This window comes from Perlucidibaca sp. (assembly GCF_057084925.1).
In genome coordinates this window covers 55,480-80,022 of sequence record NZ_JBXMRC010000031.1, presented here as the reverse complement: position 1 = coordinate 80,022, position 24,543 = coordinate 55,480, and the positions used below count along the sequence as shown (strand labels likewise).

27 protein-coding genes are annotated in these 24,543 nt (G+C 56.9%); 1 reads left to right on the top strand and 26 read right to left on the bottom strand.

All coding sequences use genetic code 11. The features are described from left to right. Positions 1–20 precede the first annotated feature (20 nt). Positions 21–2,603 carry a putative bifunctional diguanylate cyclase/phosphodiesterase gene (locus AC14IB_RS10280; protein WP_484231784.1) on the top strand — a complete coding sequence of 861 codons (2,583 nt, stop codon included), beginning with the start codon at positions 21–23 and terminating at the stop codon, positions 2,601–2,603. On the opposite strand, the gene AC14IB_RS10275 is transcribed toward AC14IB_RS10280, so the two are convergent. From AC14IB_RS10275 to mnmG, 26 genes are all read right to left on the bottom strand, one after another. After that, positions 2,600–3,364, bottom strand: a complete 765-nt coding sequence (locus tag AC14IB_RS10275) for a pseudouridine synthase (RefSeq protein WP_484231783.1) — start codon at positions 3,362–3,364, stop codon at positions 2,600–2,602. The genes AC14IB_RS10280 and AC14IB_RS10275 overlap by 4 nt on opposite strands. Then, positions 3,361–3,735, bottom strand: a complete 375-nt coding sequence (locus tag AC14IB_RS10270) for a phosphopantetheine adenylyltransferase (RefSeq protein ID WP_484231782.1) — start codon at positions 3,733–3,735, stop codon at positions 3,361–3,363. The genes AC14IB_RS10275 and AC14IB_RS10270 overlap by 4 nt, the downstream gene beginning before the upstream one ends. Before the next feature lie 114 nt (positions 3,736–3,849). Then, positions 3,850–4,242: an acyl-CoA thioesterase gene (locus AC14IB_RS10265; RefSeq protein ID WP_484231781.1), complete on the bottom strand. Its 393-nt coding sequence runs from the start codon at positions 4,240–4,242 to the stop codon at positions 3,850–3,852. Between the two features lie 54 nt (positions 4,243–4,296). Then, positions 4,297–4,725 (bottom strand): DUF3465 domain-containing protein, encoded by a 429-nt coding sequence (locus tag AC14IB_RS10260; RefSeq protein WP_484231780.1) that lies wholly within the window; start codon positions 4,723–4,725, stop codon positions 4,297–4,299. A 22-nt stretch (positions 4,726–4,747) separates the two neighbouring features. Next, on the bottom strand, positions 4,748–5,068 hold the full coding sequence (locus tag AC14IB_RS10255) for an eCIS core domain-containing protein (protein WP_484231779.1): 321 nt from the start codon (positions 5,066–5,068) through the stop codon (positions 4,748–4,750). 124 nt (positions 5,069–5,192) lie between these two features. Beyond that, positions 5,193–5,687, bottom strand: a complete 495-nt coding sequence (locus AC14IB_RS10250) for an LbetaH domain-containing protein (protein WP_484231778.1) — start codon at positions 5,685–5,687, stop codon at positions 5,193–5,195. Next, the gene (locus tag AC14IB_RS10245) at positions 5,642–5,797 is read right to left on the bottom strand and encodes a hypothetical protein (protein ID WP_484231881.1); all 156 of its coding nucleotides are present in this window, start codon (positions 5,795–5,797) and stop codon (positions 5,642–5,644) included. Before AC14IB_RS10245 ends, AC14IB_RS10250 begins: the two co-directional genes overlap by 46 nt. A 277-nt stretch (positions 5,798–6,074) precedes the next feature. Further along, positions 6,075–6,299, bottom strand: coding sequence for a YbdD/YjiX family protein (locus tag AC14IB_RS10240; protein WP_484231777.1), 225 nt, complete (start codon positions 6,297–6,299; stop codon positions 6,075–6,077). Next, complete coding sequence (locus AC14IB_RS10235; protein ID WP_484231776.1) at positions 6,296–8,356, bottom strand: carbon starvation CstA family protein; 2,061 nt, start codon at positions 8,354–8,356, stop codon at positions 6,296–6,298. Before AC14IB_RS10235 ends, AC14IB_RS10240 begins: the two co-directional genes overlap by 4 nt. Positions 8,357–8,360: 4 nt before the next feature. Further along, on the bottom strand, positions 8,361–10,187 hold the full coding sequence (gene glmS / locus AC14IB_RS10230) for a glutamine--fructose-6-phosphate transaminase (isomerizing) (protein ID WP_484231775.1): 1,827 nt from the start codon (positions 10,185–10,187) through the stop codon (positions 8,361–8,363). Between the two features lie 30 nt (positions 10,188–10,217). Continuing rightward, the gene (gene glmU / locus AC14IB_RS10225; RefSeq protein WP_484231774.1) at positions 10,218–11,588 is read right to left on the bottom strand and encodes a bifunctional UDP-N-acetylglucosamine diphosphorylase/glucosamine-1-phosphate N-acetyltransferase GlmU; all 1,371 of its coding nucleotides are present in this window, start codon (positions 11,586–11,588) and stop codon (positions 10,218–10,220) included. Positions 11,589–11,681: 93 nt separating this feature from the next. Further along, positions 11,682–12,116: a CBS domain-containing protein gene (locus AC14IB_RS10220; protein ID WP_484231773.1), complete on the bottom strand. Its 435-nt coding sequence runs from the start codon at positions 12,114–12,116 to the stop codon at positions 11,682–11,684. A gap of 105 nt (positions 12,117–12,221) precedes the next feature. After that, on the bottom strand, positions 12,222–12,650 hold the full coding sequence (locus AC14IB_RS10215) for a F0F1 ATP synthase subunit epsilon (RefSeq protein WP_068857729.1): 429 nt from the start codon (positions 12,648–12,650) through the stop codon (positions 12,222–12,224). Positions 12,651–12,681: 31 nt separating this feature from the next. After that, positions 12,682–14,076: a F0F1 ATP synthase subunit beta gene (atpD, locus tag AC14IB_RS10210; protein ID WP_484231772.1), complete on the bottom strand. Its 1,395-nt coding sequence runs from the start codon at positions 14,074–14,076 to the stop codon at positions 12,682–12,684. 46 nt (positions 14,077–14,122) lie between these two features. Continuing rightward, a complete protein-coding gene (atpG, locus tag AC14IB_RS10205; RefSeq protein ID WP_484231771.1) occupies positions 14,123–14,992 on the bottom strand; it encodes a F0F1 ATP synthase subunit gamma in 870 nt (289 codons plus the stop codon). 60 nt (positions 14,993–15,052) lie between these two features. After that, positions 15,053–16,597: a F0F1 ATP synthase subunit alpha gene (atpA, locus tag AC14IB_RS10200; protein ID WP_484231770.1), complete on the bottom strand. Its 1,545-nt coding sequence runs from the start codon at positions 16,595–16,597 to the stop codon at positions 15,053–15,055. Between the two features lie 25 nt (positions 16,598–16,622). Beyond that, positions 16,623–17,159, bottom strand: coding sequence for a F0F1 ATP synthase subunit delta (locus AC14IB_RS10195; protein ID WP_068857725.1), 537 nt, complete (start codon positions 17,157–17,159; stop codon positions 16,623–16,625). 18 nt (positions 17,160–17,177) lie between these two features. After that, entirely contained in the window at positions 17,178–17,651 is a 474-nt protein-coding gene (locus AC14IB_RS10190) for a F0F1 ATP synthase subunit B (protein ID WP_068857724.1), read from the bottom strand. 73 nt (positions 17,652–17,724) lie between these two features. Beyond that, a complete protein-coding gene (gene atpE, locus AC14IB_RS10185; protein ID WP_068857723.1) occupies positions 17,725–17,973 on the bottom strand; it encodes a F0F1 ATP synthase subunit C in 249 nt (82 codons plus the stop codon). A 43-nt stretch (positions 17,974–18,016) separates the two neighbouring features. After that, complete coding sequence (gene atpB / locus AC14IB_RS10180; RefSeq protein WP_484231769.1) at positions 18,017–18,865, bottom strand: F0F1 ATP synthase subunit A; 849 nt, start codon at positions 18,863–18,865, stop codon at positions 18,017–18,019. Between the two features lie 14 nt (positions 18,866–18,879). Further along, a complete protein-coding gene (locus AC14IB_RS10175; RefSeq protein WP_484231768.1) occupies positions 18,880–19,278 on the bottom strand; it encodes an ATP synthase subunit I in 399 nt (132 codons plus the stop codon). A gap of 155 nt (positions 19,279–19,433) precedes the next feature. Further along, on the bottom strand, positions 19,434–20,135 hold the full coding sequence (locus AC14IB_RS10170) for an SRPBCC family protein (RefSeq protein WP_484231767.1): 702 nt from the start codon (positions 20,133–20,135) through the stop codon (positions 19,434–19,436). Next, complete coding sequence (locus AC14IB_RS10165) at positions 20,110–20,997, bottom strand: ParB/RepB/Spo0J family partition protein (RefSeq protein ID WP_484231766.1); 888 nt, start codon at positions 20,995–20,997, stop codon at positions 20,110–20,112. Before AC14IB_RS10165 ends, AC14IB_RS10170 begins: the two co-directional genes overlap by 26 nt. A 36-nt stretch (positions 20,998–21,033) precedes the next feature. Continuing rightward, entirely contained in the window at positions 21,034–21,801 is a 768-nt protein-coding gene (locus AC14IB_RS10160) for a ParA family protein (protein ID WP_484231765.1), read from the bottom strand. Positions 21,802–21,837: 36 nt separating this feature from the next. Continuing rightward, positions 21,838–22,491, bottom strand: a complete 654-nt coding sequence (gene rsmG, locus AC14IB_RS10155; protein WP_484231764.1) for a 16S rRNA (guanine(527)-N(7))-methyltransferase RsmG — start codon at positions 22,489–22,491, stop codon at positions 21,838–21,840. A 9-nt stretch (positions 22,492–22,500) separates the two neighbouring features. Further along, on the bottom strand, positions 22,501–24,432 hold the full coding sequence (gene mnmG / locus AC14IB_RS10150; RefSeq protein ID WP_484231763.1) for a tRNA uridine-5-carboxymethylaminomethyl(34) synthesis enzyme MnmG: 1,932 nt from the start codon (positions 24,430–24,432) through the stop codon (positions 22,501–22,503). Positions 24,433–24,543 lie beyond the last annotated feature (111 nt).

The window sequence follows — 24,543 nt, the reverse complement described above, 5'->3', positions numbered from 1 at the left end:
GCTGTTTGAGGGAAAGCGGCATGACAGAACCGGCCAACACCGCGTCGTCGTCAACACAACACACCAACGCTAGCCTTGCCGCCGAACTGATGAGCGTGCAGGAACGCGAGCGCGTGGCCGCTCGTGAAGCCCAGCAACTGCGTGAGTTACAGAATATTCAGTTGCGCCAGGTACAGCAGCAGCTCCCTCGCTTTTTGGTCATTACCGCACTGTCTGTGTTGGCCGCCACCTGGCTTTTTTGGGATTGGCCCTACGCCAGCAATACCAAGATTCTGATTTGGGCTGCGAGCTTTCTAGTCTTTTTGGGGTGTCGCGGCATCTTGGTTTGGTGGTACGGCCGACGCGTCTCACAAAATCTAAACACCCTCGGTGTCATCATTACGGCGACTGCCGTGATGACGGCCAGTTTTTGGGTTTTTGCAATTGTTGATTTCAATCCGCGTATTTTCCCCAGTAGCGACTATTTATCGGATGTCGCTAATCGTCAGGTCTTATTAGCCGCCCTCTTGGCCGCTCAGGGCATTGCCGCCCTCACCGCCTACGCGGGTTATTTGCGGGCGTTCATTGCCTTCACCTTTATTACGTTTACGCCGTCTTTGCTGCATTTAATCATGCACCCTAGCTCCACCAATCTCACCGTGGCCACCATCGGTGCCATTTGGTGGGGCTTTTTGATTCTCAGCGCGCGTTACCTGAACCGCATGGTGCTGGGCAGCCTGCGCCTGCGTATCGACAATGAAAAACTGATTCAGCATCTGCGCGACACGCAGTACGACACCCTGACCTCAAACCAGCAGCTGGCCATCGAAGTAAAAACGCGAACCTTGGCCGAGCAGCAATTGCATCAGCTCAATAACCAATTGGAAGCCCGCGTACTGCAACGTACCGAAGCGCTAAAAGAAAGTCAGGAAGGCCTCACGCTGGCCATTGAAGCGTCCGGTATTGCGCTGTGGGACTGGTCTATTCCAGACGGCACGCTCAAACACACCAACCTTGAGCCCTTGCTGGGTTGTAACGACGGCGGCTGTGATGACCTGCTCACACAAGTCCAAGAGCGTGTGCATCCCGAAGACCTGCGACTGGTGAAGCGTAATATTGTTCGTCACTTACGCCGCCGCTCGCCGCGCTATGAAGCCAAATACCGGCTCAAGCATCAGCGCGGGCATTGGGTCTGGGTGGAAGACAAAGGCCGTGTGGTGCTTTGGGATGCCCAAGGCAAACCGCTGCGTATGCTCGGCATTCGTCGCGACATTACCCGCGAACGTGAAGCCGAAGAGACGCAGAAAAAGCTCGACTATTTAGCCAACCACGACCGCCTCACCCAGCTGGCCAATCGTCGCCAACTGCGCAATCGCCTGCATGCGGCGATGACCCGTGCCCGCGAAAACGACCAACGCTTAGCACTGATCTACTTAAACCTAGATCGCTTTCGACAGGTCAATGAAAGCCTGGGCTTTGAAGTGGGCGACGCCATTTTGCGTGAAACTGGTCGGCGCTTACTGGAAATGGGCACACGTTTAGATACCTTGGCGCGCTTAGGCGGCGACGAGTTTGCACTGATTTTCACCGAGCTCAAAAGCAATGACGAGCTCGACAGGCTCTGCGAAGACATCATCGCGCAGCTGCGCCTGCCCTTCCGCGTGGCGGACCACGAGCTGCTCTTGGGCGCCTCGCTGGGCATCAGCCTGTTCCCTGAGCATGGCCGCGAACTCGCCATTCTGGTCAATCACGCCGACCTCGCCATGCAGCAAGCCAAGCGCTTGGGCGGCAACCAGTGGCGCACCTATTCGCCCGATTTACGCAGCGCCACTATCGAGCAATTGAACCTCGAGAACAGCCTACGCAAAGCCATCTTCCGGGATGAATTTTTGGTTCATTACCAGCCCAAAGTGTCGCTCATGAGCAAGCGCATTGTGGGCATGGAAGCGCTGGTACGCTGGCAACACCCCACCCTGGGTCTGCTCTATCCCGGCGACTTTATTCCACTGGCGGAAGACACCGGGCTGATTTCCGTGATTACCGAGCGTGTGTTGCAACAAGCGTGCGAGCAAGTCTTGGCCTGGTCACGCGCCGGTCTTGGCGAGCTCACCGTGGCGGTGAATATTCCGCCGCAACAGCTGCACAAAGGCGATTTGATGCTCACGCTCAATAACGCACTGTCAGAAAGCGGCCTGCCCGCCGAGCAACTGGAAATTGAGCTGACCGAAACCTCACTGATGGACGATCCAGACATGGCTGCCAGCATCTTGGCAAAAGTCCGTGAGCGCGGCATTGCCATTGCGCTGGATGATTTTGGCACGGGCTATTCGTCCCTCAGCCAACTGCGAAAATTTCCGCTGAATACCCTGAAGATCGATCAATCGTTTATTCGTGAAGTTGGGCAAAGCACCGAAGATGGCGCCATCGTGCGCGCCATCATTACCATGGCGCATGAGCTGGGCATGACCGTGGTCGCGGAAGGGGTGGAAATGCCCTGCCACCTCGATTTCTTAATCCGCGAACGCTGCGACTATGTGCAAGGCTATTACATCAGCCGACCCGTATCCGCCGAGGCCATGGAAGCGTTGCTGGTTACTCAACAGGAAAGGCAGCGCGCAATCTAAACACCCGCGCCCGGCTCGAAAATCTCTAATAACTGCTGAAAGCTAGGCTCTAGCGGCGCAGTCAGTGTCATCGCCTGACCCGTGTACGGATGCCGAAAGCTCAGTGCCGTGGCCGCCAGCATGAGCCGACTGGCACCAAATCGCTGGGCAAAATAGTGGTTATGCCGCGTACGGCCATAATTGGTATCGCCAATGATGGGATGGCTAATGTGCTGCAGGTGGCGTCGCAACTGATGCTGGCGACCCGTCTCCGGTTTCAACTCCACGACGCTGTAACGACTGCTGGCATAGCCTTCTATTGCCACGGGAATCTCCGTGATCGCCAGGCGCCGGTAGTGCGTTCGCGCCTCACGCATCACCTGCTCGCGGGTATCGCGGCGATCAATCGCCTTGTCCCGCAAGGGCTCATCAATCACCCCGCTCTCTGGTGTCCAGCCTCGCACCATCGCCACATAGGTCTTGGCCATGTCACCGGCCATGAGCGCCTGCCCTAAAGCGCTAGCCGTCTCGGGGTCACGGGCGAATAGCAGCAGGCCTGAGGTGGGTCGATCCAGCCGGTGCACTGGATAGACATGCTCACCATCGTTCAGCTCACGGGCGTATTGCAACGCGAACTCGGTCTCGTGACGATCTATGGGGCTGCGATGCACGAGCAAGCCAGCGGGTTTGTGTACCGCCAGCAGATGGTCATCGCGGTGAATGAGTTGCAGGGGGTTGGGGCTTAGCGATACCGGGTTGAAATGCTGAAGTTGATCACTCATGACAACAGCTTATGCCGAGCAACAGCGCCCATGATCAGGCACACCAAGGCAACGATGTCTGCCGTGAACACCCGCGCCAGTTGCACGTTGTAATCGTCCACCGACCACGCCAACAGAAGATAGGACACAACACTGACAAAGCCGGCAATAAAGGCTGCTGTTTGCAGGTTAGGCTGGAAAGCCGCCGCGATTAAAAACAGGCCGAGCAGACCAAAAAGCACAGCGCGATGGCGCATAAGGATGACGAGGTTAGGCTCGTTAAAGGAAATGCCATACAGTGCTGCGAGTCGGTCACTGCCCAGTACACCCGACAAGGGCAGCAAATGAATGACCCCCACCACAATCAACATGGCCGAAACAAAGTAGGACATGGAGGTGCACTCCTAAAGCCGATTCAAGGATTTGGCTTTTTAGCACGCCGCCCGACGGCGCGCCAAGGATGCGGAGGCGCCGTTATCAGTACCTGGCTGAGTAGGCTTGCAGCCTCAACCCTCCAGATGCGCTGCCAGTGCCAGACGCTGGGTCTCGGTGAGCGGTTGCGATTTTTGCGTGGCAAAATCAAAGGCCACTTGCACGGCCTTGCCGCGCGCCACGCACACGCCGCCCTGCCAGGCCTCATGCAGCACCACAAACGATGAATTGCCCAACTTCTCAATGGCAGTGTTCAGCGTCACCTCGCTGCCGTAATAAATCTGCGCGATGAAATCCACCTCGGTGCGCGCCAGAATCAGCGACAGCTGGCGAATATCCATGCCCGGCGAAAAGATGCGGAAGATCGGCTCGCGCGCGGTTTCGAACCAGCCGCCCACGACCGTGTTGTTGACATGCCCGAAGGCGTCCGTCTCATAGAAGCGGGGCATGACGGTGGTGGTGAACATAGGTGTTTCTCATGGAAATGAATGGGGTGGTCGACAGCGCAAGCATTTGTGCGCTTATTGGTAGGTTCTGCCGCCGGTTTTTAGCCAGCCAGCCTCATGTCTGCCATTTGGGTCGCGATGGGTCCAATGCACAACGCCACCTTTTTCGTTCCACTCATATTCGCCGTTGAAGGCAATGACATCACCCTCCGTAATAGGCGAAACCCTCGGGGCCAGATCAATGTTGTGGGCAATGAGAATTGTTTGACCGGACGATAGCTCAAGGAGGAACTTCTGGTGCCTGCTGCCTTGGTTGTCGTCAGGAAGAACCTTTACGACAACACCCTCGCTTTGCACCTGACGATTGCTGTCTGCATGCCCAAACGACGACGACCCGGAAAGTGACTGCTCTTCGACTCCGGAAGCAAGCTCTTGGTGATTTCCATCGCTGAACCAGAAGTACGCGCCCGCCATGAGCGCGGCAATGAGTATGAGATTTTTCATTTCCAGTGCCTAACCTCGATTTTTAGCGCCCGTTTGTGAGTTGCTTGCCAACAGAGCTCGGACCTAGTGCCTCTTCGTCTGTGCCCACGCCTATAGGGGTTCGTACGGTTGGCGACACGCGTCCCTGCTCCTGCTGCACTACATGCCAAGCTTCGTGCGGCAAAGTACTTTCTTGGCCGGGAGCAATATGTATCTGACTGCCCTGCGCATAAGCATGGGCATTGAGCTGAGCCGGCTTTCGGGAGTTGTCGTGGACGACCACACGGTCCATCTGCATGCCCGACAAGGACTCGACTCCAGACTTTAGTGACTCGGGGAGGTCGGTGGGTGAGGAGTTTTCCATTGCATTTCTCCAGTTGACCTGCTGGTAGGGCGCAGAAGCTAGGAGCTGTTGAGCCTACCGCCCAAGTTCACCGGAAAAACTGCCGTAGCGAAGCGGAGGCGGGTTTTTCCGGTGCAACGCCTTGTTATGCGTAACGTTTCTTGAACTCTGCTGGGATGCCTGCATACAAACTGTTGGCATCCGTGCTTTTTGTAACACATGCACCCGCACCGATAACTGTGCCGTCGGCGATTACTAGTGGATTTTCTGATGTGCCGTTGATGATGACAGCGCCAGTGCCAATGTATACAGATTTTCCTATATGCACATTGCCTGAAACATGAACTCCAGGTGAGAGCGTAGTGAACTCTCCAATGCGGACATCGTGCCCAATAGTGCAGTCAAGATTGATATGAACATGCTGCTCGATTTTTATGTTTACCGTGAGGATGCTGCCGCAACAAATTATCGAGCCAACCCCAAGCTCAACAAACTCAGACATTTCTACAGAATGGTGAACTAACGTTGCGAAAGAAAACCCTGCCTCGGCGCATTTTGCGACAATTTTTTTACGCGATTGTGGGCTGCCAACTGCTACTGTAACGAGTGAGTCGTGGGGGGGGCTGAAAAAGAATGCCACGACAGCACGGGCTTGCCGTTCAAAATGCGCCCATGTTCTGCGTCGTCTTCGACATACCCAATAACGTCATAAACCTCATAATTTTCGTGGGTTGATAGAAGCCACGCCACCTCTCTGGCGAATCCGCCAGCGCCATAAATTGCAACTTTCTTTGGATCTGTCACTGCTCTCTCCTGTTACGCATAAACTTGGTTTATACAGCACTCACTGCTGCGTAATAATTTCAAACTGCCGCATAACATCAGAGGGAGAGAAAAGACTTCAGCCGTTTCAACGACTTGAATAACCTGACACAGCACTCCCTGCCGACAACTGCCGCAATCCACTACACCCGAGCATGCCAGCCTGCCCATCCTGCGGCAAGGCACACCACAACCATTCATCCCTTCAGCAAGGGCACTTCCCTGGCGTCTTCGCCCCCAGCCGCGCCTCCATGCGCGAGCGCACAAACTGCTCCCGCGTCATCGCCGCCAGCTCCGGATGTTTCTCCGCCATGTGCCGCACATAGGCGTCGTAATCTGGCACGCCCACCAGCATCGCACCGAAATGCCGGCCCTGCTGCCACAGCGTCGCGAGCCGGCCAGTGGTAACGCCTGAGCCAGCGTCGCTCACGCCCGCTCACCCACCAGCACCACCGGTGTTTCCGTGCTCTCAATCCGGCCACTGCGCAACGCCGTTAACATGGCGCGCACGCTGCAAAACAGCATGACCAGCACCACGCTCATAAACAGCACGCAGAGGGTGGCGTTGATGTGGTCATTAACGATGACCTGCTGCATCTGCGCCAGGCTCTTGGCCGGAGCCAGCACTTCTCCTTTGGCAAAGGCCGCGCTGAACTTGTCGGCATGCGCCAGAAAGCCGATGCGCGGGTCATCGTGAAACAGCTTTTGCCAGCTCGCGGTCAGTGTGACCAGCAGAATCCAGCTTGCCGGTAGCAGCGCAACCCAGGCATGGCGGGCGCGCTGAGCTTTGAACAACAACGTGCCGACCAACAGCAGCGCGATGGCGGCGAGCATTTGGTTGGCAATGCCGAACAACGGCCACAAGGTGTTAATGCCGCCGAGCGGGTCGATCACGCCCTGATACAGGAACCAGCCCCAGCCGCCCACGCAGAGCAAGGTGGCTACCACATTCGGCCACCAGCGCTCGGTGTCGCGGAACGGCGCATAAACAGCGCCGAACAGGTCTTGAATCATGAAGCGGCCCACGCGCGTGCCGGCGTCGATGGTGGTGAGGATGAACAGGGCCTCAAACAGAATGGCGAAGTGATACCAGAACGCCATCATGCCGCTGCCGCCCACCACCGAAGACAAGATGTAGGCCATGCCCACGGCCAGCGTGGGTGCGCCGCCGGCGCGTGACAAAATGCTGTCTTCGCCGATGTCTTTCGCGGTTTGCGCGAGCAACTCCGGCGTAACCAGGAAGCCCCACTGGCTGATCACCGCCGCCGCTTCTTCCACGGTCTTGCCGATCAGGGCCGGTGGCGAGTTCATGGCGAAGTAGATGCCGGGCTCAATCACACAGGCGGCAATCATGGCCATGACGGCCACGAACGACTCCATGAGCATGGCGCCGTAGCCGATTGGTCGTGCGTCGAGTTCGTTGTCCAGCAATTTCGGCGTGGTGCCCGACGACACCAGCGCATGGAAACCGGAGACAGCGCCGCAGGCGATGGTGATGAACAGAAACGGGAACAGGCTGCCCGCAAATACCGGGCCGCTGCCGTCAATGAACGGGGTTAGCGCCGGCATTTTCAGCTCAGGCATCACGATCAGGATGCCCAGCGCCAGCGCCACGATGGTGCCGATCTTGAGGAAGGTCGAGAGGTAATCGCGCGGGGCCAGCAGCAGCCACACCGGCAGAATGGACGCCAGCGCGCCGTAACCAATCAAGCCCAGCGCCAGCTGCTCGCCGGTGAAGGTGAAGCGCGCCGCCCACAACCCGTCTTCGGCAACCCAGCCGCCCACGATAATGGACACAAACAACAGCACCACACCGATTAACGACATTTCACCGATGCGGCCCGGGCGTAGGTAGCGCAGATACAGACCCATAAACACGGCAATGGGAATGGTCGCCACCACGGTGAAGGTGCCCCAGGGCGAGTGCGCCAGCGCCTTCACCACCACCAGCCCCAGCACGGCGAGCAGAATAATCATGATGGCGAGAATGCCAATACCGGCCACGGTACCGGCAAACGGCCCCAGCTCGCTGCGGATCATGTCGCCCAGTGAGCGACCATCACGCCGGGTGGACGCGGTGAGCACGAGCATGTCCTGCACGGCGCCCGCGAGTACCACACCGGCGAGCAGCCACAGCGTACCTGGCAGATAGCCCATCTGTGCTGCTAGCACGGGGCCGATCAGCGGGCCGGCACCGGCAATTGCCGCGAAGTGATGACCGAACAAGACCACGCGATGCGTGGGCAGATAGTCGAGGCCGTCGTTGTGGCGATGTGCGGGCGTTAGCCGACGCTCATCCAAACTCAGCACCGAGGTGGCGAGGTAGCGGCTGTAGAAACGATAGGCGATGACGTAGACCGACACCGCCGCCACCACGATCCAGGCGGCGTTGATGCTTTCGCCGCGATGCAGCGCCAGCGTCGCCAGCGAAAACACCGCGACACCGCACACGGCCAGCCAAACTAAAACCGAGCGCAGCGTTGTCATGGCCTTATTCCACCGTTACTGATTTTGCTAAGTTGCGCGGCTGGTCCACGTCCGTGCCCTTGATCACGGCCACGTGGTAAGAAAGCAGCTGCAGCGGAATGGTGTAGAGAATCGGCGCGACTTCGTCAGCCACGCTGGGCATGGAGAACACCTTGATGCCCGGCTCGGCACGCACATCGGCGGCATGGTCGGCAAACACGTAGAGCACACCGGCACGCGCGCGCACTTCCTGCAAGTTGGACTTGAGCTTGTCGATGAGATCGTTTTTCGGCGCCACCGCCACCACCGGCATGTCCTGATCGACCAGCGCCAGCGGGCCGTGCTTGAGCTCACCGGCGGGGTAGGCTTCGGCGTGGATATAGGAAATTTCCTTGAGCTTGAGCGCGCCCTCCATCGCCACCGGGTATTGCGCGCCACGGCCGAGGAACAGGGTGTGATGCTTGTCGCCAAACTCGGCGGCAATACGCTCGATGGCTTGATCCATCGCCAGCACTTCATCGCACAGCGTAGGCAGGCCAGCGAGTTGCGCCACGATATCGCGCTCACGTTCTGCCGTGAGGTTACCCTGACGTCGGCCCGTGGCCAGCACCAACAGCATCAAGGCAACCAGCTGTGTGGTAAAGGCCTTGGTCGATGCCACGCCAATTTCCGGGCCAGCATGGGTGATAAACGCCAGATCCGATTCGCGCACCAATGTTGACGTTGGTACGTTGCAAATACACAGCGAGCCCAACGCACGCGACTTCACTTCGCGCAGCGCCGCCAGCGTATCGGCGGTCTCGCCGGACTGGGAGATGGTGACCAGCAGCGTATCGGCTGGCAGCACCGTGGTGCGGTAGCGGAATTCGCTGGCCACTTCCACATGGCAGGACACCCCCGCGATGGCCTCGAACCAGTATTTGGCGACGAAGCCAGCGTGATAGCTGGTGCCGCAGGCGAGGATTTGCACATGCTTGGCTTTGGTCAAGAGCTCAGCTGCTTGCGGGCCAAACGCATCAATTGCGACCTGACCGTTGCTCACGCGACCCGCCAGCGTGCGCTGAATTGCTGCCGGCTGCTCGTAAATTTCCTTCAGCATGTAATGCTTGTACGCGCCCTTGCTGCTGGCATGCACGGTGGCATCCAGCTCCACGGCCTTGCGCGCGATGACCGCACCGCTGGCATCCCAGATCGTGACCTGATCGCGCTTGAGCTCGATGAAGTCGCCCTCTTCGAGATAGATGAAGCGATTGGTCACCGGCAGCAAGGCCAGCTGATCGGAGCTGATGAAGTTCTCGCCAATGCCCAAACCGACCACCAGTGGCGAGCCCTGCCGCACCGCCAGCAGACGCTCCGGCTCGGACGCCCGCACGATGCCCAACGCAAACGCGCCATGCAGCTGCGCCACGGCACGCCGCACCGCCGCCATGAAGTCGCCGCCTTTCTTGAGTTCAGACTGAATCAGGTGCGGTACCACTTCGGTGTCGGTCTGCGAGGTAAAGACATAACCTTCGGCCTGGAGTTGCCCGCGCAGGGCTTCGTAGTTCTCAATGATGCCGTTGTGCACCACGGCGATATCACCAGACTGATGCGGATGCGCGTTGTCTTGCGTGGGTGCGCCGTGGGTTGCCCAGCGCGTGTGGGCAATCCCGATCTGTCCGCTCACACCGCTAGCGTGGGTGGCATCCGCGAGTGCCTGCACCTTGCCCGGCTGACGCTCTCGCTCAATGGCCCCGCCATGCACCACCGCCAGACCCGCAGAGTCATACCCACGATATTCGAGACGGCGCAGACCTTCGATCAACACATCCGTGATATTACGCTCGCCAATGGCGCCAACAATCCCGCACATAACCTTCTCCGTAAATTCTAAATTGCTGGCTTAAACTTTGGGTGCCTTGCGCGGACGCTGCCAACCTTCAATCGTTTTTTGCACAGCGCGTGCCACCGCCAACTGAGCGTCGGGCACGTTTTTGCTAATCGTTGAACCAGCGCCGGTCGTTGCCCCCGCGCCAATGGTGACGGGCGCCACCAAGGAATTGTTCGTGCCAATAAAGGCATCATCACCAATCGTGGTTTTGTGCTTGTTGGCACCATCGTAATTGCAGGTGATGGTGCCGGCGCCGATATTCACGCCAGAGCCAATGTCGCTGTCGCCCAAATAGGCGAGGTGGTTGGCCTTCGAGCCGATACCCATGATGGTGGCCTTGGTCTCCACGAAGTTGCCGATATGCACTTCGTCAGCCAGCTTTGAACCGGGGCGCAGTCGCGCAAACGGGCCAATATGCGCGTTCGCACCGACCACGGCACTGTCGATCAGCGAGTACGGCTTAATCTCCGTACCGGCACCGATCTCGCAATCTTTGAGGATGCAGCCGGCACCGACGCGCACATTGTTGCCCAGCACCACGCGGCCTTCCAAAATCACGCCCGCATCCAACGACACATCCATGCCGTGACTGACCTGGCCGCGAATATCCAACCGCGCCGGGTCTAACACCGTCACGCCAGCACGCATGAGCTGCTCGGCCTGATGCCGTTGCCACACTCGCTCTAATGCCGACAGCTGCAGCTTGTCGTTCACACCTTCAACTTCCCAGATGGTATCGGGATGCACCGCCGTGACCGGCACACCGTTGGCGGTGGCCATGCCGATGAGGTCAGTGAGGTAATACTCGCCCTGCGCATTGTTATTTTTTAGCTGAGGTAACCATGCATGCAGCAAGGCATTTGGTACACACAAAATTCCGGTGTTGGCTTCGGTGATTAGCTTCTCATCTGCAGTCGCATCTTTCTGCTCAACAATGCGCACCACGCGACCCTGCTCGCGAACAATTCGACCGTAACCCGTCGGGTCTGGCAGATGCACGGTGAGCAGGCCAAGGCTCTGGTCATTGGGTACGACTTCAATGAGCCGCTGTAGGGTCGTGACTGAAATGAGTGGCACATCGCCATAGAGAATTAAGGTACGACCCTGAGCGGCCAGCACCGGCAGCGCCACTTGCACGGCATGGCCGGTGCCCTTCTGTTCGGCCTGCAACACCCAATCCAGTGCTTGCTCAGCAAACGCCTGCAGCACCACATCGCCGCCGTGGCCATAGACCACGATCGGGCGATCGGCACCAAGTTCGCGAGCAGCCACAATGACATGATGAAGTAGCGGCTGGCCGGCTAGGGGTTGCATGACTTTTGGCAGCGCGGAACGCATACGCGTGCCCTTTCCTGCTGCCAGAATGATGACCTGAAGACTCATGAAGGGTAGCTTCCTGCGAAAAACTGGTCGCCAGTTTACACCAAGCTAGACAGGCATTCAGGCCAGTTTGTCGGGGGTGTCTGTTACGGCGCGCTATTCGCCGCGAATGTATTGCTCAAGCTGATCAATCATGACTTTTTGTTCTGAAATAACATCTTTCACTAAGTCACCAATGGAAATAAGACCCAGCAATTTTCCGTTGTCCATGACGGGTAAATGGCGCAAGCGTTTTTCCGTCATGAGTGTCATGCATTCAGAGCTGGTTTGGCTGGGATGCACGAACATCACCGCTGAAGTCATGATGTCGGCCACGGGTGTTGCCTGTGAGGATCGCTCCAACAAAACCACTTTGCGCGCATAGTCGCGCTCCGTGATGATGCCGACCACATCCGACCCCTCCGTTACGAGTAACGCGCCAATTCCCTTTTCTGCCATGAGGGCAACGGCCTCAAGAACGGTTTGATCAGGGCCGATGGTATAGACGCTTGCGCTACCCTTGTTTTGCAACAATTCCGCAACGGTTTTCATGTGACTTCCTTAGGCCATGAGCAGGTAGGCTTTTTGTAGCATGAAAAAAGCAAAAGGGCAGCCTAAGCTGCCCTTTTTTAGATCACATCCGCTTACGCCGAGTGATTAGCCGCGACCTGCGCGATTCTTCATAGCCTGCAAGGTACGCAGCTGAGCTGCGGACTCTGCCAAGGATGCCAAGGCTACCGACGTATCCATTTCACCCTTCTGGTTGGTCAGCGCGTCGGCTGCCGCACGGCGAGCCTCAAGAGCTGCAGCTTCATCTACATCTGCCGCGCGTACGGCGGTATCCGCCAGAATCGTAACGATTGTTGGCTGCACTTCCAGCACACCACCGGAGACGTAGTAAATCAGCTCTTCGCCATCGTCCAGCAACACACGTACCGGGCCTGGCGACAACAGCGTCAGTAACGGAGCATGGCCTGGGGTGACACCGATGTCACCGAGTTGACCATGCGCCACCACCATCTTGGCGTTGCCGGCGTAGATCGATTCTTTGGCACTGACAATATCGCAGTGAATCGTGTTCGCCATGTTCTACTCCTGAGCCTGAAGGTGAGGAAGCTTAGAGCTTCTTCGCCTTTTCGATGGCTTCGTCGATACCGCCAACCATGTAGAACGCCTGCTCTGGCAGCGAGTCAAACTCACCGGCCAAAATGCCTTTGAAGCCACGAATGGTTTCTTTTAGCGAGACATACTTACCTGGCGAACCGGTGAAGACTTCGGCCACGTGGAACGGCTGCGACAAGAAGCGCTGGATCTTACGCGCACGGTACACAACCAGCTTGTCTTCTTCCGACAGCTCGTCCATACCCAGAATCGCGATGATGTCCTTCAGTTCCTTGTAACGCTGCAACACGTTCTGCACGCCACGAGCAACGGCGTAATGCTCTTCGCCAACAACCAGTGGGTCGAGCTGACGCGATGTGGAGTCGAGTGGATCAACTGCAGGGTAGATACCCAGCGAGGCGATATCACGCGACAGAACAACGGTGGCGTCCAAGTGAGCGAACGTGGTTGCTGGCGATGGGTCAGTCAAGTCATCGGCAGGAACGTAAACGGCTTGGATCGAGGTGATCGAACCGTTCTTAGTCGATGTAATACGCTCTTGCAGAACGCCCATTTCCTCGGCCAGCGTTGGCTGGTAGCCCACAGCTGACGGCATACGGCCGAGCAGCGCGGATACTTCGGTACCGGCCAATGTGTAACGGTAGATGTTGTCTACGAAGAGCAGAACGTCACGGCCTTTGCCGGATTCGTCCTTTTCATCACGGAAGTATTCCGCCATGGTCAGACCGGTCAACGCAACGCGCAGACGGTTGCCGGGCGGCTCGTTCATCTGGCCGTAAACCATCGCAACCTTGTCGAGAACGCCCGAATCCTTCATTTCGTGATAGAAGTCATTGCCTTCACGGGTACGCTCACCCACACCGGCGAACACGGACAAACCGCTGTGCGCCTTAGCAATGTTGTTGATGAGTTCCATCATGTTCACGGTCTTGCCGACGCCAGCACCACCGAAGAGACCGACCTTACCGCCCTTAGCGAATGGGCAGAGCAGATCGATAACCTTAATGCCTACTTCCAGCAGCTCAGTACCGCCCGACTGTTCGTCGTAGCTAGGAGCCTTGCGGTGGATCGACATAGTGACGTCGGTTTCAACCGGGCCGGCTTCATCTTCTGGCTGACCCAGAACGTTCATGATGCGACCCAGCGTGCCCTTACCGACTGGCACGCTGATCGGACCGCCGGAGTTGCCAACCGTCAGACCGCGCTTGAGGCCTTCGGTGGAACCCATGGCAATCGTACGCACGATGCCGTCGCCCAGCTGCTGCTGAACTTCGAGGGTGGTCGATGTCGCGTCAACTTTCAGCGCGTCATAGACTCTGGGCACGCTATCGCGCGGGAATTCGACGTCAATAACGGCGCCGATGATCTGGACAATACGACCGCTGCTCATGGGTTCATCCTCTCAAACTGCAATACTGTTTTAGTTATGCGCGACCTTAAACGGCCGCAGCACCACCGACGATTTCCGAGATTTCCTGGGTGATCGCAGCCTGACGCAGCTTGTTATACACGAGCTGGAGGTTACGGATCAGTTCACCGGCGTTATCAGTTGCCGCCTTCATGGCGACCATACGAGCAGCCATTTCACAGGCTACGTTTTCGATCACACCTTGGTAAACCTGTGACTCAATGAAACGAAGCAAGAGCGCATCGAGGATGGGCTTGGCTTCGGGCTCATAGAGGTAGTCCCAGTTATAGCTACGCTCACTCAGGCCGTCATCACCGGACGTGGCCAACGGCAGCAATTGCTGCAGTGTCGGCTTCTGCGTCATGGTGTTAACAAACTCGTTAGACACTAGGTAAAGGCGATCAATTTTGCCTTCATCATAGTGTTCGAGCATGACCTTAATGGCGCCAATCAATGCTTCCAGCGATGGCTTGTCACCCATATGGGTTTTAGCTGCCACCACTTTGCCGCCGAAGTTCTTGAAGAACGTGGTGGCTTTAGTCCCGAGCAAACAGAACTCGACCTCAACGCCCTGAGCCTGAAACTCGCGAACGGAAAGTGCGACCTGCTTGAACAGGTTGGTGTTCAGGCCGCCGCAAAGACCACGATCGGACGACACCACAATGTAACCAACGCGCTTCACTGGACGCTCGATCAGATAGGCGTGTTTGTACTCGGGCGTTGCGTGAGCAACGTGAGCCACCACCTGACGGATCTTTTGGGCGTAGGGCTTACCTGCGACCATACGTTCCTGGGCTTTGCGCATCTTAGAGGCGGCCACGAGCTGCATCGCTTTCGTGATCTTCTGCGTGCTCTTGATGCTCGCAACCTTGACACGGATTTCTTTTAAGCTGGCCATAGCCTCACCAAATCGTTGCCTGAGTCACCGGCCCAGCGCGAACGCTAGGCCGGATCGTACTTACCAGCTCTGCGTGGCTTTGAACTTCTCGATGCCAGCGCGCAGCTCAGCTTCGATCTTGCCATCGTAGTTAGCGGTGGCGTTGATGTTATCCATCAGCGCTTTGTACTCGCTGTTCATGAAGGCGTGCAAAGCGGCTTCGAAATCGAGCACTTTGTTCACGGCAACATCGCCCAGATAGCCTTCGTTAACCGCGAAAATCGACAGTGCCATGTCGGCAATGTTGAGCGGTGCGAATTGCTTCTGCTTCATCAGCTCAGTCACACGCTGACCCAGTTCCAGCTGCTTACGGGTCGCTTCATCGAGGTCGGAAGCGAACTGAGCAAACGCGGCCAGTTCACGGTACTGAGCCAACGAGGTACGAATACCGCCGGAGAGCTTTTTGATGATCTTGGTCTGCGCTGCACCACCCACACGCGATACCGAAATACCAGCGTTAACCGCAGGACGGATACCGGAGTTGAACAGCGACGTTTCCAAGAAGATCTGGCCGTCGGTGATCGAAATCACGTTGGTTGGAACGAAGGCGGATACGTCACCGGCTTGCGTTTCAATGATTGGCAGCGCGGTGAGCGAGCCAGTCTTGCCCGTTACGGCTCCCTTGGTGAACTTCTCAACGTACTCAGCGGATACGCGCGATGCACGCTCCAGCAGACGGGAGTGGAGATAGAACACGTCGCCTGGGTACGCTTCACGACCTGGCGGACGGCGCAGCAACAGCGAAATCTGACGGTAGGCCACAGCCTGCTTGGACAGATCGTCGTAAATGATCAGGGCGTCTTCGCCACGATCACGGAAGTATTCACCCATGGTGCAACCGGAGTACGGAGCCAGGAACTGCATGGATGGCGCGTCAGCAGCAGCAGCAGCAACAACCGTGGTGTAAGCCATGGCGCCAAACTCTTCGAGCTTGCGAACCACGTTAGCAATAGTCGATTGCTTCTGGCCTACAGCAACGTAGACGCACTTAATGCCCGAGTTCTTCTGCGCAATGATGGCGTCGATGGCCAGCGCGGTTTTACCGGTCTGACGGTCGCCAATGATCAGCTCACGCTGGCCACGGCCGATGGGGATCATGGCGTCGACAGACTTGTAGCCAGTCTGTACGGGCTGGTCTACGGACTGACGCCAAATAACGCCTGGAGCAACCTTTTCAACGGCGTCAGTTTCTTTAGCGTTGATCGGGCCTTTGCCGTCGATGGGGTTGCCCAGCGCGTCAACGACGCGGCCGAGCAGCTCAGGACCTACTGGCACTTCCAAAATACGGCCGGTGCAGCGGGCTTTGCCGCCTTCCTGCAGAGTCTGGTATGGGCCGAGTACCACGGCACCGACGGAGTCGCGCTCGAGGTTGAGGGCCATGCCGAAGACGCCGCCGTCGAACTCGATCATTTCGCCGTACATGACGTCGGCCAGACCGTGGATACGCACGATACCGTCGGATACGCCGACGATGGTGCCTTCGTTACGCGCTTCAGCGGAGGCGTTCAGATCCGTGATGCGGCTCTTGATCAGTTCGCTGATCTCGGAGGGATTCAGATGCTGCATGATGCTCTCTTCCTCGAAGGAATAATCAGGTATTCAGGGCAGCGTTAAGCTTGCCCAGCTGGCCTCGTACAGAGGCATCGATAACCATGTCACCGGCACGAATGATGGTGCCACCAATGAGGCTAGCATCGGTCGTGCTTGTCACATTCACTTGGCGCGACAGCTTTTGAGCCAGAACCTGGCCCAATTGCTGAGTCTGCTCGGCGCTTAAGGCGAATGCAGACGTCACCGTGACATCTACAGCGCCTTCGGCCTCAGCCCGCAGACCTTCGAAAAGGCTGCTAATGGCCGGCAGTGCGGCCAAGCGCTTGTGGCTGGCAACATTGCTGATGAAATTGCGGCCGGCGGCATCAAGACGATCACCACAAACCTTGAACATGGCTTCCGCCTGTTCAGCCGCGCTCAACATCGGGCGCGAAATGTACTGATTGAAGTCTGCATTGGCGACCACGGCGGCAGCGAGTGCCAACATGGACGACCAACCGGCTAGCTCGCCCGCGCCACGAGCATACTCGAAAGCGGCTTTGGCGTAGGGTCGCGCTACTGTTGTGAGTTCAGCCATGATGGTCTGTTGAGCCTCTTATTTGAGCTGGCTAGCCAGTTGATCCAACATGCCGGCATGCTTTGCAGCATCTACTTCGGCTTGCAGAATCTTCTCGGCACCGGCAACAGCTAAGGCCGCAACTTGCTTACGCAATACATCACGAGCGCTGGCCATTTCAGTTTCGATATCCGCACGAGCCTGAGTGAGGATGCGCTCAGCTTCGGCCGCAGCCTGAGCCTTCACTTCATCACCGACTTGCGAGGCACGACGGTTAGCCTGCTCGATAAGCGCAGCAGCCTGCTGCTTGGCAGCTTGCAGTTCCTGAGCAACTTGCGCGTGCGCAACTTCCAGATCCTGCTTTGCCTTGTCAGCGGCATTCAGACCATCAGCAATCTTCTGCTGACGCTCAGCCATGGCGGCCATGATGGGTGGCCACACAAACTTCATGCAGAACCAAACGAAGATCGCAAAAGAGATCGCTTGGCCCACGATTGTGAAGTTGATGTTCACGCTATCACCTCTATTCCAGATTCATTCAGCAGACCGGAAGCCGGCCTGCAACATACCGATCGCGAGCGATCGATTACTGCTGAATGAACGGGTTGGCGAACAGCAGGAACAGACCGATACCAACACCGATCATGGTTACGGCGTCGAGCAGACCGGCGACGATGAACATCTTCACCTGCAGCTGTGGAGCCAGTTCTGGTTGACGGGCAGTGCCTTCGAGGAACTTACCGCCGAGCAGGCCGAAGCCGATTGCAGTGCCGAGAGCACCCAGGCCGATCAACAGTGCAACAGCGATCAGGTTAAGGCCAATAACTTGTTCCATTTGAGTTTCCTCTTCAGGGTTGGTTTCAGTGTGTGTAAAGGGTTTAGTGGTCGTGCGACTCAGACGCCATGCTCATGTAGACAATTGTCAGCATCATGAACACGAAGGCCTGCAGCGTAATAATCAGGATGTGGAAGATCGCCCAAGGCACGGACAATGTCCACTGCAGATACCACGGCAGCAAAGCAATCAGGATGAACAGCAACTCACCGGCATACATGTTGCCGAAGAGACGCAGCGCCAAGGAAATTGGCTTAGCAATCAGTGCCACGCCTTCCAACAGGAAGTTGAACCAAACCAGCCAAATAGTGTTGAACGGCTGGAAGGTCAATTCCTTAGCGAAGCCACCCACACCTTTCATGCGGATGCTGTAGGCAACGATCAAGATGAAAACGGAGATACCCATGCCTAGCGTAGCGTTCACGTCGGTGGTGGGTACGACCTTGAAGAAAACAGCATGCGGATCAGCGCCAAAGACGCTAACACCAATGATTTTGGCAATTTCTGGCAAGAAATCGACAGGCACCAAGTCCATCAAATTCATCAGGAAAATCCAGACGAAAATGGTCAGAGCCAACGGCGCAATCAGTTTGGATGTGCCGTGATACGTGTCTTTGACGTTGGTGTGTACGAAATCAACCACGACTTCGACGAGATTCTGCAAGCCACCTGGTACGCCCGAAGTGGCTCGTACAGCAGCCAGACGGAACAGGAAGCAAAATACTAGGCCGAGGAAAATCGACCAGCCCATGGTATCAACATGAATCGCGTTGAAACCCATCTCGGCAGCTTCTTGAGCGGTGTGCGCAAAACCCCAACCATTCTCCGGGTGATTCCCGTAGGTTAAGTTGGTTAAGTGGTGCTTGATGTACTCGGTGGAATTTCCAGCCATTAGTCTCTTACCCATCAGGGCTGAGTTGCACGCATCGTGAGTGGCACGATCCAAGCAACCAGCTGCTCCAAAACAAAACTGGCGAATAGCCAGCGGGCATCGACTTCTTCAAAGCCAATAAACACCGCGGCAAAGAGTAAGGCGGTTAATACAAATTTACCTGCCTCACCCCGATAAAAATTTTTCACAATCTGCTGTGCAGATGTTGCACCGGCATGACGAAAGGCGCGAAACACAAAATACGCCTGACCCACCACCGCGATGCCCGCCCCTGCTAGCGCAGATAAGGCCGCATGTTTACCGGCGAGCAAATAAGCGATTAGAAAAATCGCGGCCCAAAGCCGGCATTGCCAACGTAACTGCAGCTTAGCTGGCTTGAAATCGACCAGCGGTTGCGGCTTGCTGACACTCATGCTGCGCTCACTAGGTTAGCTGTCGGCGGTTGGTCTATCGACAAACCCTTGAAAGCGCGCGGATTATAGATGGCAGTGCGCTTAAAGGGCAACCAATTCACACAGACTTTTCATGACTCGTGTACCGTGTGGAAAATGTCGCTTCATCTTAAACACTACATTTGGTGGATTGCTTTCAGCGCAGGCGCTTTATCTTGATATTTTTCCCGTAACGACATTCTTCTCAGCTGACGCAAGGTCTGCAAAGCGTCATCGGCTAAATTGAAGTTATAGACCACGGCAGGAATCAGGCCACCCGGCTCTGCGCTACCCCAGAGCTCGATTTTGACGTTATTGCTGGATTGCGGCGTTAAACGCCAGCTGCTTTGCACCGAATGCATACGAATTTTGCCTGCCGTTTCGCGAACATAGCCCGGAACGGCTTGCGAGCGGATCGTCACAATACCGTTACTTTCTAAACGCTCCGACTTCACCACCACTTCGCGGGGCTTAAAGGGATAGGGCAGTTTGTATTGAATATAGATCCACGCCACATTGCCTTGACGCTTGATCAACCGAGCTTCGCTAACGCGAGAGGCCCACTGCGGCATAACCGCGACATCACTGAGAACCGCCTCAATGCGTTGAGTCGATCCTTTCATGGTAGTGACGGCATAAACATCGCGATATTGGCCATTGGGCCGGTCGTGCAAGTACACACGAATCTGGCGCGCCGGCTCTTGTCGCTGAAGACGCCAGTCATCGCCAACGGTGTCGTTGCTGTAGGCTGTCGTTGAAAGAAACAGTAAGGACACTGTGAGCAGCCAAGCCGCTCGCAGAGCGCCGAAATGCTTACTGAATGTGCGCAAGAATGCCATCAAGCTCGTCAAGCGAGTTATAGCTAATGACCAAACGGCCTTTACCTTTCGCGTTGCAGTCTATTTTCACCACAGCACCCAACTGTGAGGACAAACGATCCTGCAGCTGTCGCACATTAGGATCAGGTTTGCGCTCACCCGCCGCAGGTTTTTCCGCCAGCAGCTGTCGAACCAAGGACTCTGCCTGACGAACTGTCATGCCCTTATCAATAATTTGCCGTGCCGCCAGCAACTGCTGCGCCGAGGTCAGCGCCAGCAAAGCGCGGGCATGGCCCATATCTAAATCGCCGTGCGCGAGTGAGCGCTTAACTTCTTCGTTCAAGCCGAGCAGACGCAACAAATTACTCACCGCTGCACGCGACTTGCCCACGGCGTCAGCGACTTCTTGATGCGTGAGCTTGAACTCCTCAGCAAAGCGCTGCATGGCTAAGGCTTCTTCCAGCGGATTCAGGTCTTCACGCTGAATGTTTTCGATCAGCGCCAGCGCAATTGCCGCTTCATCGCTGAAGTCACGGATCAGCGCAGGGACTTTATCCAGCTGCGCGAGTTGTGCGGCACGCCAACGGCGCTCACCGGCAATAATTTCGTAGCGCTGCTCGCCAATTTCGCGCACCACAATCGGCTGCAAAATACCCTGCGCCTTAATCGAGTCGGCGAGCTCTTGCAGGGCTTCAGGGTCCATATCCCGACGGGGCTGATAACGACCACGCGATAAAAATTCGACGGGCAATAGTTTCAGCTCACCTTCTGGCGGCAAGCCAGCGGCAACTGCAGTGACCTCTTCTTGAACCTTACGCACGGTGCCCAGCAAGGCATCGAGCCCACGATTCCCGCCTAACCCGCGCTTCTTAATGGTCGACATAGCGTTATTGTTCTCGTCTATCGATGGCTGGGCGAATTACGCGCGCTTTTGTCGGCGCAATAGCTCCGAGGCTAAAGCTAAATAGGCCATAGCACCGCGTGAACTTTTATCGTACTGCAATACCGGCACGCCATGCGCTGGCGCCTCGGCCAAACGGACATTGCGCGGAATAATCGTGTTCAATACGCGATCACCAAAATGGCTGATCAACTCTTTCGACACATCATTGGCCAAGGTATTACGTGGATCAAACATGGTGCGCAAAATGCCGGCGATATGCAGATTCGGGTTAGCTGTTTCAGCAACGCGGTTGATGGTCTCTGTCAGTGCCGCCAAGCCTTCAAGGGCGTAATACTCACACTGCATAGGAATGATGACGCCATCTGCGGCCACAAGCCCGTTCAACGTCAGCATGCTGAGAGACGGCGCACAGTCGATGATGATGCTGTCGTAGCGGCCCACAAGCGGAGCCAACGCTTCTTTTAAGCGCTGCTCCTTTCGCGGTACATCTAACAGCTCAACTTCAGCCGCGGTCAGGTCGCCATTGGCCGGCAGCAAATCATAGCCACCGGGCGATGCCTGAATGACTTCAGCGGCGGTGACCTCGCCTAACAACACATCATAAACACTGCGCGTCAGATCGTGTTTGCTAATGCCTGAGCCTGTCGTGGTGTTGCCCTGGGGATCGAGATCCACCAAAAGCACCCGGCGACAGGTCGCGGCTAACGAAGCGGCCAAATTGACACTGGTGGTGGTTTTACCGACACCGCCTTTCTGGTTCGCGACTGCAAAAATCTTATCCATGTATTTCCCCGCCGATCACCTATGGATGTCGGACTTTTAAGACACGGGCCGCAACACAATCAGGTGTCGAGCATCAGCGACAAAGGGTACTCGCAAAGCGGGGGTGTTTTCGAGTGCTGCGTTCACCGGTAGCTCAGCTATTTCATCGTGAGGCACATGGCCTTTCATGGCTAACCAGCGCCCATTAGGGGTCAAAAGATGCGCGGTGCCATTCACCATGTCGGCCAAACTGGCGAAAGCGCGACTGCAAACTTGAGCATATTGGCCTTGATGCTCCTCACAGCGTGCGTTCACGACCGTTACGCGCTGCATGCCCATGTCGGCGGCCATTTGCTTCAGAAATCGCGTTTTCTTGCCATTCGAATCCAGCAATGTGATGTCTTGCTCCGGATGCACCAGCGCCAAAATAAAACCTGGCAAGCCGGCACCCGTACCAATATCAATCAGACTCTCACGACTGATCAGGGGCAGCACGCTGAGGCTATCGAGCAGATGTTTATCGACCATGACCAGCGGATCACGAATTGCGGTCAGGTTAAAGGCTTGATTCCACTTCACCAGCCCCACGAGGTAGGTCATCAAGCGGGCAATCACGGCCTCATCCAACGCCAAGCCCATCGCTTGGATGCCTTCGCGTAAACGCGCTTCCGCTGCATTTGGCCAATCCGCCGCTAACCGTTGCTGCGCCATAGTTCGCCCTTAGACCGTTTGGGGCGTGCGCACACGCCCGTGCTTTTTCAGCGTAATTAACAACAGTGATACGGCGGCGTGGGTGATCCCCGGAATACGACCCGCTTGCGCCAAAGTTTCCGGCCTGGCGGCCTTTAACTTGGCGCGCACTTCGTTCGATAGGCCTTGCACAGCGTCGTAGTCAAAATCGAGCGGCAAAGCCAAGCCTTCTTGAGCACGCAGACGAGCCACTTCATCACTCTGGCGATCCACATAACCGGCGTATTTCACCGCAATTTCAATTTGCTCACCGATCGCTTCACGCATTTCCACGGCTTCTACGGCCATGGCACCCGGATCGGCTAAGCCGCCCGTGTCTGGCACTAATTCAGCCAACTGCGCGTAGGTCACTTGCGGGCGCTTGAGCAGATCATGGAGATTGCTTTCGCGATTCAATTCCTGGCCGGTCAATGCCGTAAAGGCCTGCGCTCCGGTACTGCCCGGATGCAACCAAGCGCTTTTCAAACGCTGACTTTCGCGCTCAATGGCTTCCTGTTTCGCGCAATAGGCAGCCCAGCGCACATCGTCCATCAAGCCCAAGGCACGGCCCTGCTCGGTCAAGCGTTGGTCCGCGTTGTCTTCACGCAGCATCAGGCGATATTCGGCTCGCGAGGTGAACATGCGATACGGCTCTTTCGTCCCAAGCGTGATGAGGTCATCCACCAACACCCCGAGATAGGCCTGATCACGCGTCGGGTACCAGCCCGGCTTGTCCTGCGCACGCAGTCCCGCGTTAACGCCCGCGAGCAAGCCCTGCGCGCCAGCCTCTTCATAACCCGTGGTGCCGTTAATCTGGCCCGCGAAAAACAAGTTATGAATCACGCGAGTTTCTAAGGTGTGCTTGAGGTCACGCGGATCAAAATAATCGTATTCAATGGCATAGCCGGGGCGCGTGATGTGCGCATTTTCCATGCCGCGTATTGAGCGCACCAAGGCCATTTGAATATCAAACGGCAGGCTCGTGGAAATACCGTTGGGGTAGAGCTCGTGTGTACTCAGGCCTTCCGGCTCGATGAAGACCTGATGCGAATCTTTGTCGGCGAAGCGATGGATTTTGTCTTCAATCGATGGGCAGTAGCGCGGCCCCACACCCTCGATGACGCCGGTGTACATCGGCGAGCGGTCAAGGCCACTGCGAATGATGTCGTGCGTTTGCAGGTTGGTGTGGGTGATCCAGCAGTTGACCTGCTCTGGGTGCATGGCACGCGTTCCGAGGAAAGACATGACCGGGCACGGCGTGTCGCCGGGCTGGGCCTGCATCACCGAGAAATCCACCGACTTGGCGTCGATGCGCGGCGGCGTGCCGGTCTTCAGGCGGCCAACACGCAGCGGCAACTCGCGCAGACGATTGGCCAGCGCAATCGATGGCGGATCGCCGGCACGGCCACCACGATGATTTTCCAGGCCGATATGAATCGTACCGCCCAAGAAAGTGCCGGTGGTCAGTACCACGGTTTTGGTGGTGAAGCGAATACCGGTTTGTGTGATCACACCCTTAACGGTGTCGCCCTCGACCACCAAGTCGTCAGCGGCCTGCTGGAAGATGTCGAGATTGGGCTGGTTTTCCAGCACGGAACGAATCGCCGCCTTGTACAGCGCTCGATCAGCCTGGGCTCGCGTGGCGCGCACGGCGGGCCCCTTGCGGCCATTGAGCACACGGAATTGGATGCCGGCGCGGTCGGTGGCCAGCGCCATGGCGCCGCCAAGGGCATCAATTTCTTTCACCAGATGCGACTTGCCGATACCGCCGATGGCCGGGTTACAGCTCATCTGCCCCAGCGTTTCCACGTTGTGGGTGAGCAGCAAGGTTTGACAACCCATGCGTGCCGCGGCCAAGGCTGCTTCGGTGCCGGCGTGGCCACCACCGATAACGATGACATCGTAAGTCTTGGGATAATGCATGGCGGTATCCACTCAACGTGAGCCGGCGCAAGGCCAAGCGGCGACCCGAAGGCCAAGAAAAAGGGACGCGATTATAGGGCGACGCTCCAGGCCTCGCCAGTACAAATTTTA

Bases quoted from the DNA above. Each gene is read 5' to 3' on its own strand.
- AC14IB_RS10280 (WP_484231784.1), top strand. From the start codon at position 21: ATGACAGAACCGGCCAACACCGCGTCGTCGTCAACACAACACACCAAC.
- atpB (WP_484231769.1), bottom strand. From the start codon at position 18,865: ATGGCTGGAAATTCCACCGAGTACATCAAGCACCACTTAACCAACTTA.
- AC14IB_RS10160 (WP_484231765.1), bottom strand. From the start codon at position 21,801: ATGGATAAGATTTTTGCAGTCGCGAACCAGAAAGGCGGTGTCGGTAAA.
- AC14IB_RS10195 (WP_068857725.1), bottom strand. From the start codon at position 17,159: ATGGCTGAACTCACAACAGTAGCGCGACCCTACGCCAAAGCCGCTTTC.
- atpE (WP_068857723.1), bottom strand. From the start codon at position 17,973: ATGGAACAAGTTATTGGCCTTAACCTGATCGCTGTTGCACTGTTGATC.
- AC14IB_RS10255 (WP_484231779.1), bottom strand. From the start codon at position 5,068: ATGGAAAACTCCTCACCCACCGACCTCCCCGAGTCACTAAAGTCTGGA.
- AC14IB_RS10170 (WP_484231767.1), bottom strand. From the start codon at position 20,135: ATGGCATTCTTGCGCACATTCAGTAAGCATTTCGGCGCTCTGCGAGCG.
- rsmG (WP_484231764.1), bottom strand. From the start codon at position 22,491: ATGGCGCAGCAACGGTTAGCGGCGGATTGGCCAAATGCAGCGGAAGCG.
- AC14IB_RS10265 (WP_484231781.1), bottom strand. From the start codon at position 4,242: ATGTTCACCACCACCGTCATGCCCCGCTTCTATGAGACGGACGCCTTC.
- atpA (WP_484231770.1), bottom strand. From the start codon at position 16,597: ATGCAGCATCTGAATCCCTCCGAGATCAGCGAACTGATCAAGAGCCGC.
- AC14IB_RS10215 (WP_068857729.1), bottom strand. From the start codon at position 12,650: ATGGCGAACACGATTCACTGCGATATTGTCAGTGCCAAAGAATCGATC.
- AC14IB_RS10275 (WP_484231783.1), bottom strand. From the start codon at position 3,364: ATGAGTGATCAACTTCAGCATTTCAACCCGGTATCGCTAAGCCCCAAC.
- mnmG (WP_484231763.1), bottom strand. From the start codon at position 24,432: ATGCATTATCCCAAGACTTACGATGTCATCGTTATCGGTGGTGGCCAC.
- glmU (WP_484231774.1), bottom strand. From the start codon at position 11,588: ATGAGTCTTCAGGTCATCATTCTGGCAGCAGGAAAGGGCACGCGTATG.
- glmS (WP_484231775.1), bottom strand. From the start codon at position 10,187: ATGTGCGGGATTGTTGGCGCCATTGGCGAGCGTAATATCACGGATGTG.
- AC14IB_RS10220 (WP_484231773.1), bottom strand. From the start codon at position 12,116: ATGAAAACCGTTGCGGAATTGTTGCAAAACAAGGGTAGCGCAAGCGTC.
- AC14IB_RS10270 (WP_484231782.1), bottom strand. From the start codon at position 3,735: ATGTCCTACTTTGTTTCGGCCATGTTGATTGTGGTGGGGGTCATTCAT.
- atpD (WP_484231772.1), bottom strand. From the start codon at position 14,076: ATGAGCAGCGGTCGTATTGTCCAGATCATCGGCGCCGTTATTGACGTC.
- AC14IB_RS10175 (WP_484231768.1), bottom strand. From the start codon at position 19,278: ATGAGTGTCAGCAAGCCGCAACCGCTGGTCGATTTCAAGCCAGCTAAG.
- AC14IB_RS10165 (WP_484231766.1), bottom strand. From the start codon at position 20,997: ATGTCGACCATTAAGAAGCGCGGGTTAGGCGGGAATCGTGGGCTCGAT.
- atpG (WP_484231771.1), bottom strand. From the start codon at position 14,992: ATGGCCAGCTTAAAAGAAATCCGTGTCAAGGTTGCGAGCATCAAGAGC.
- AC14IB_RS10260 (WP_484231780.1), bottom strand. From the start codon at position 4,725: ATGAAAAATCTCATACTCATTGCCGCGCTCATGGCGGGCGCGTACTTC.
- AC14IB_RS10235 (WP_484231776.1), bottom strand. From the start codon at position 8,356: ATGACAACGCTGCGCTCGGTTTTAGTTTGGCTGGCCGTGTGCGGTGTC.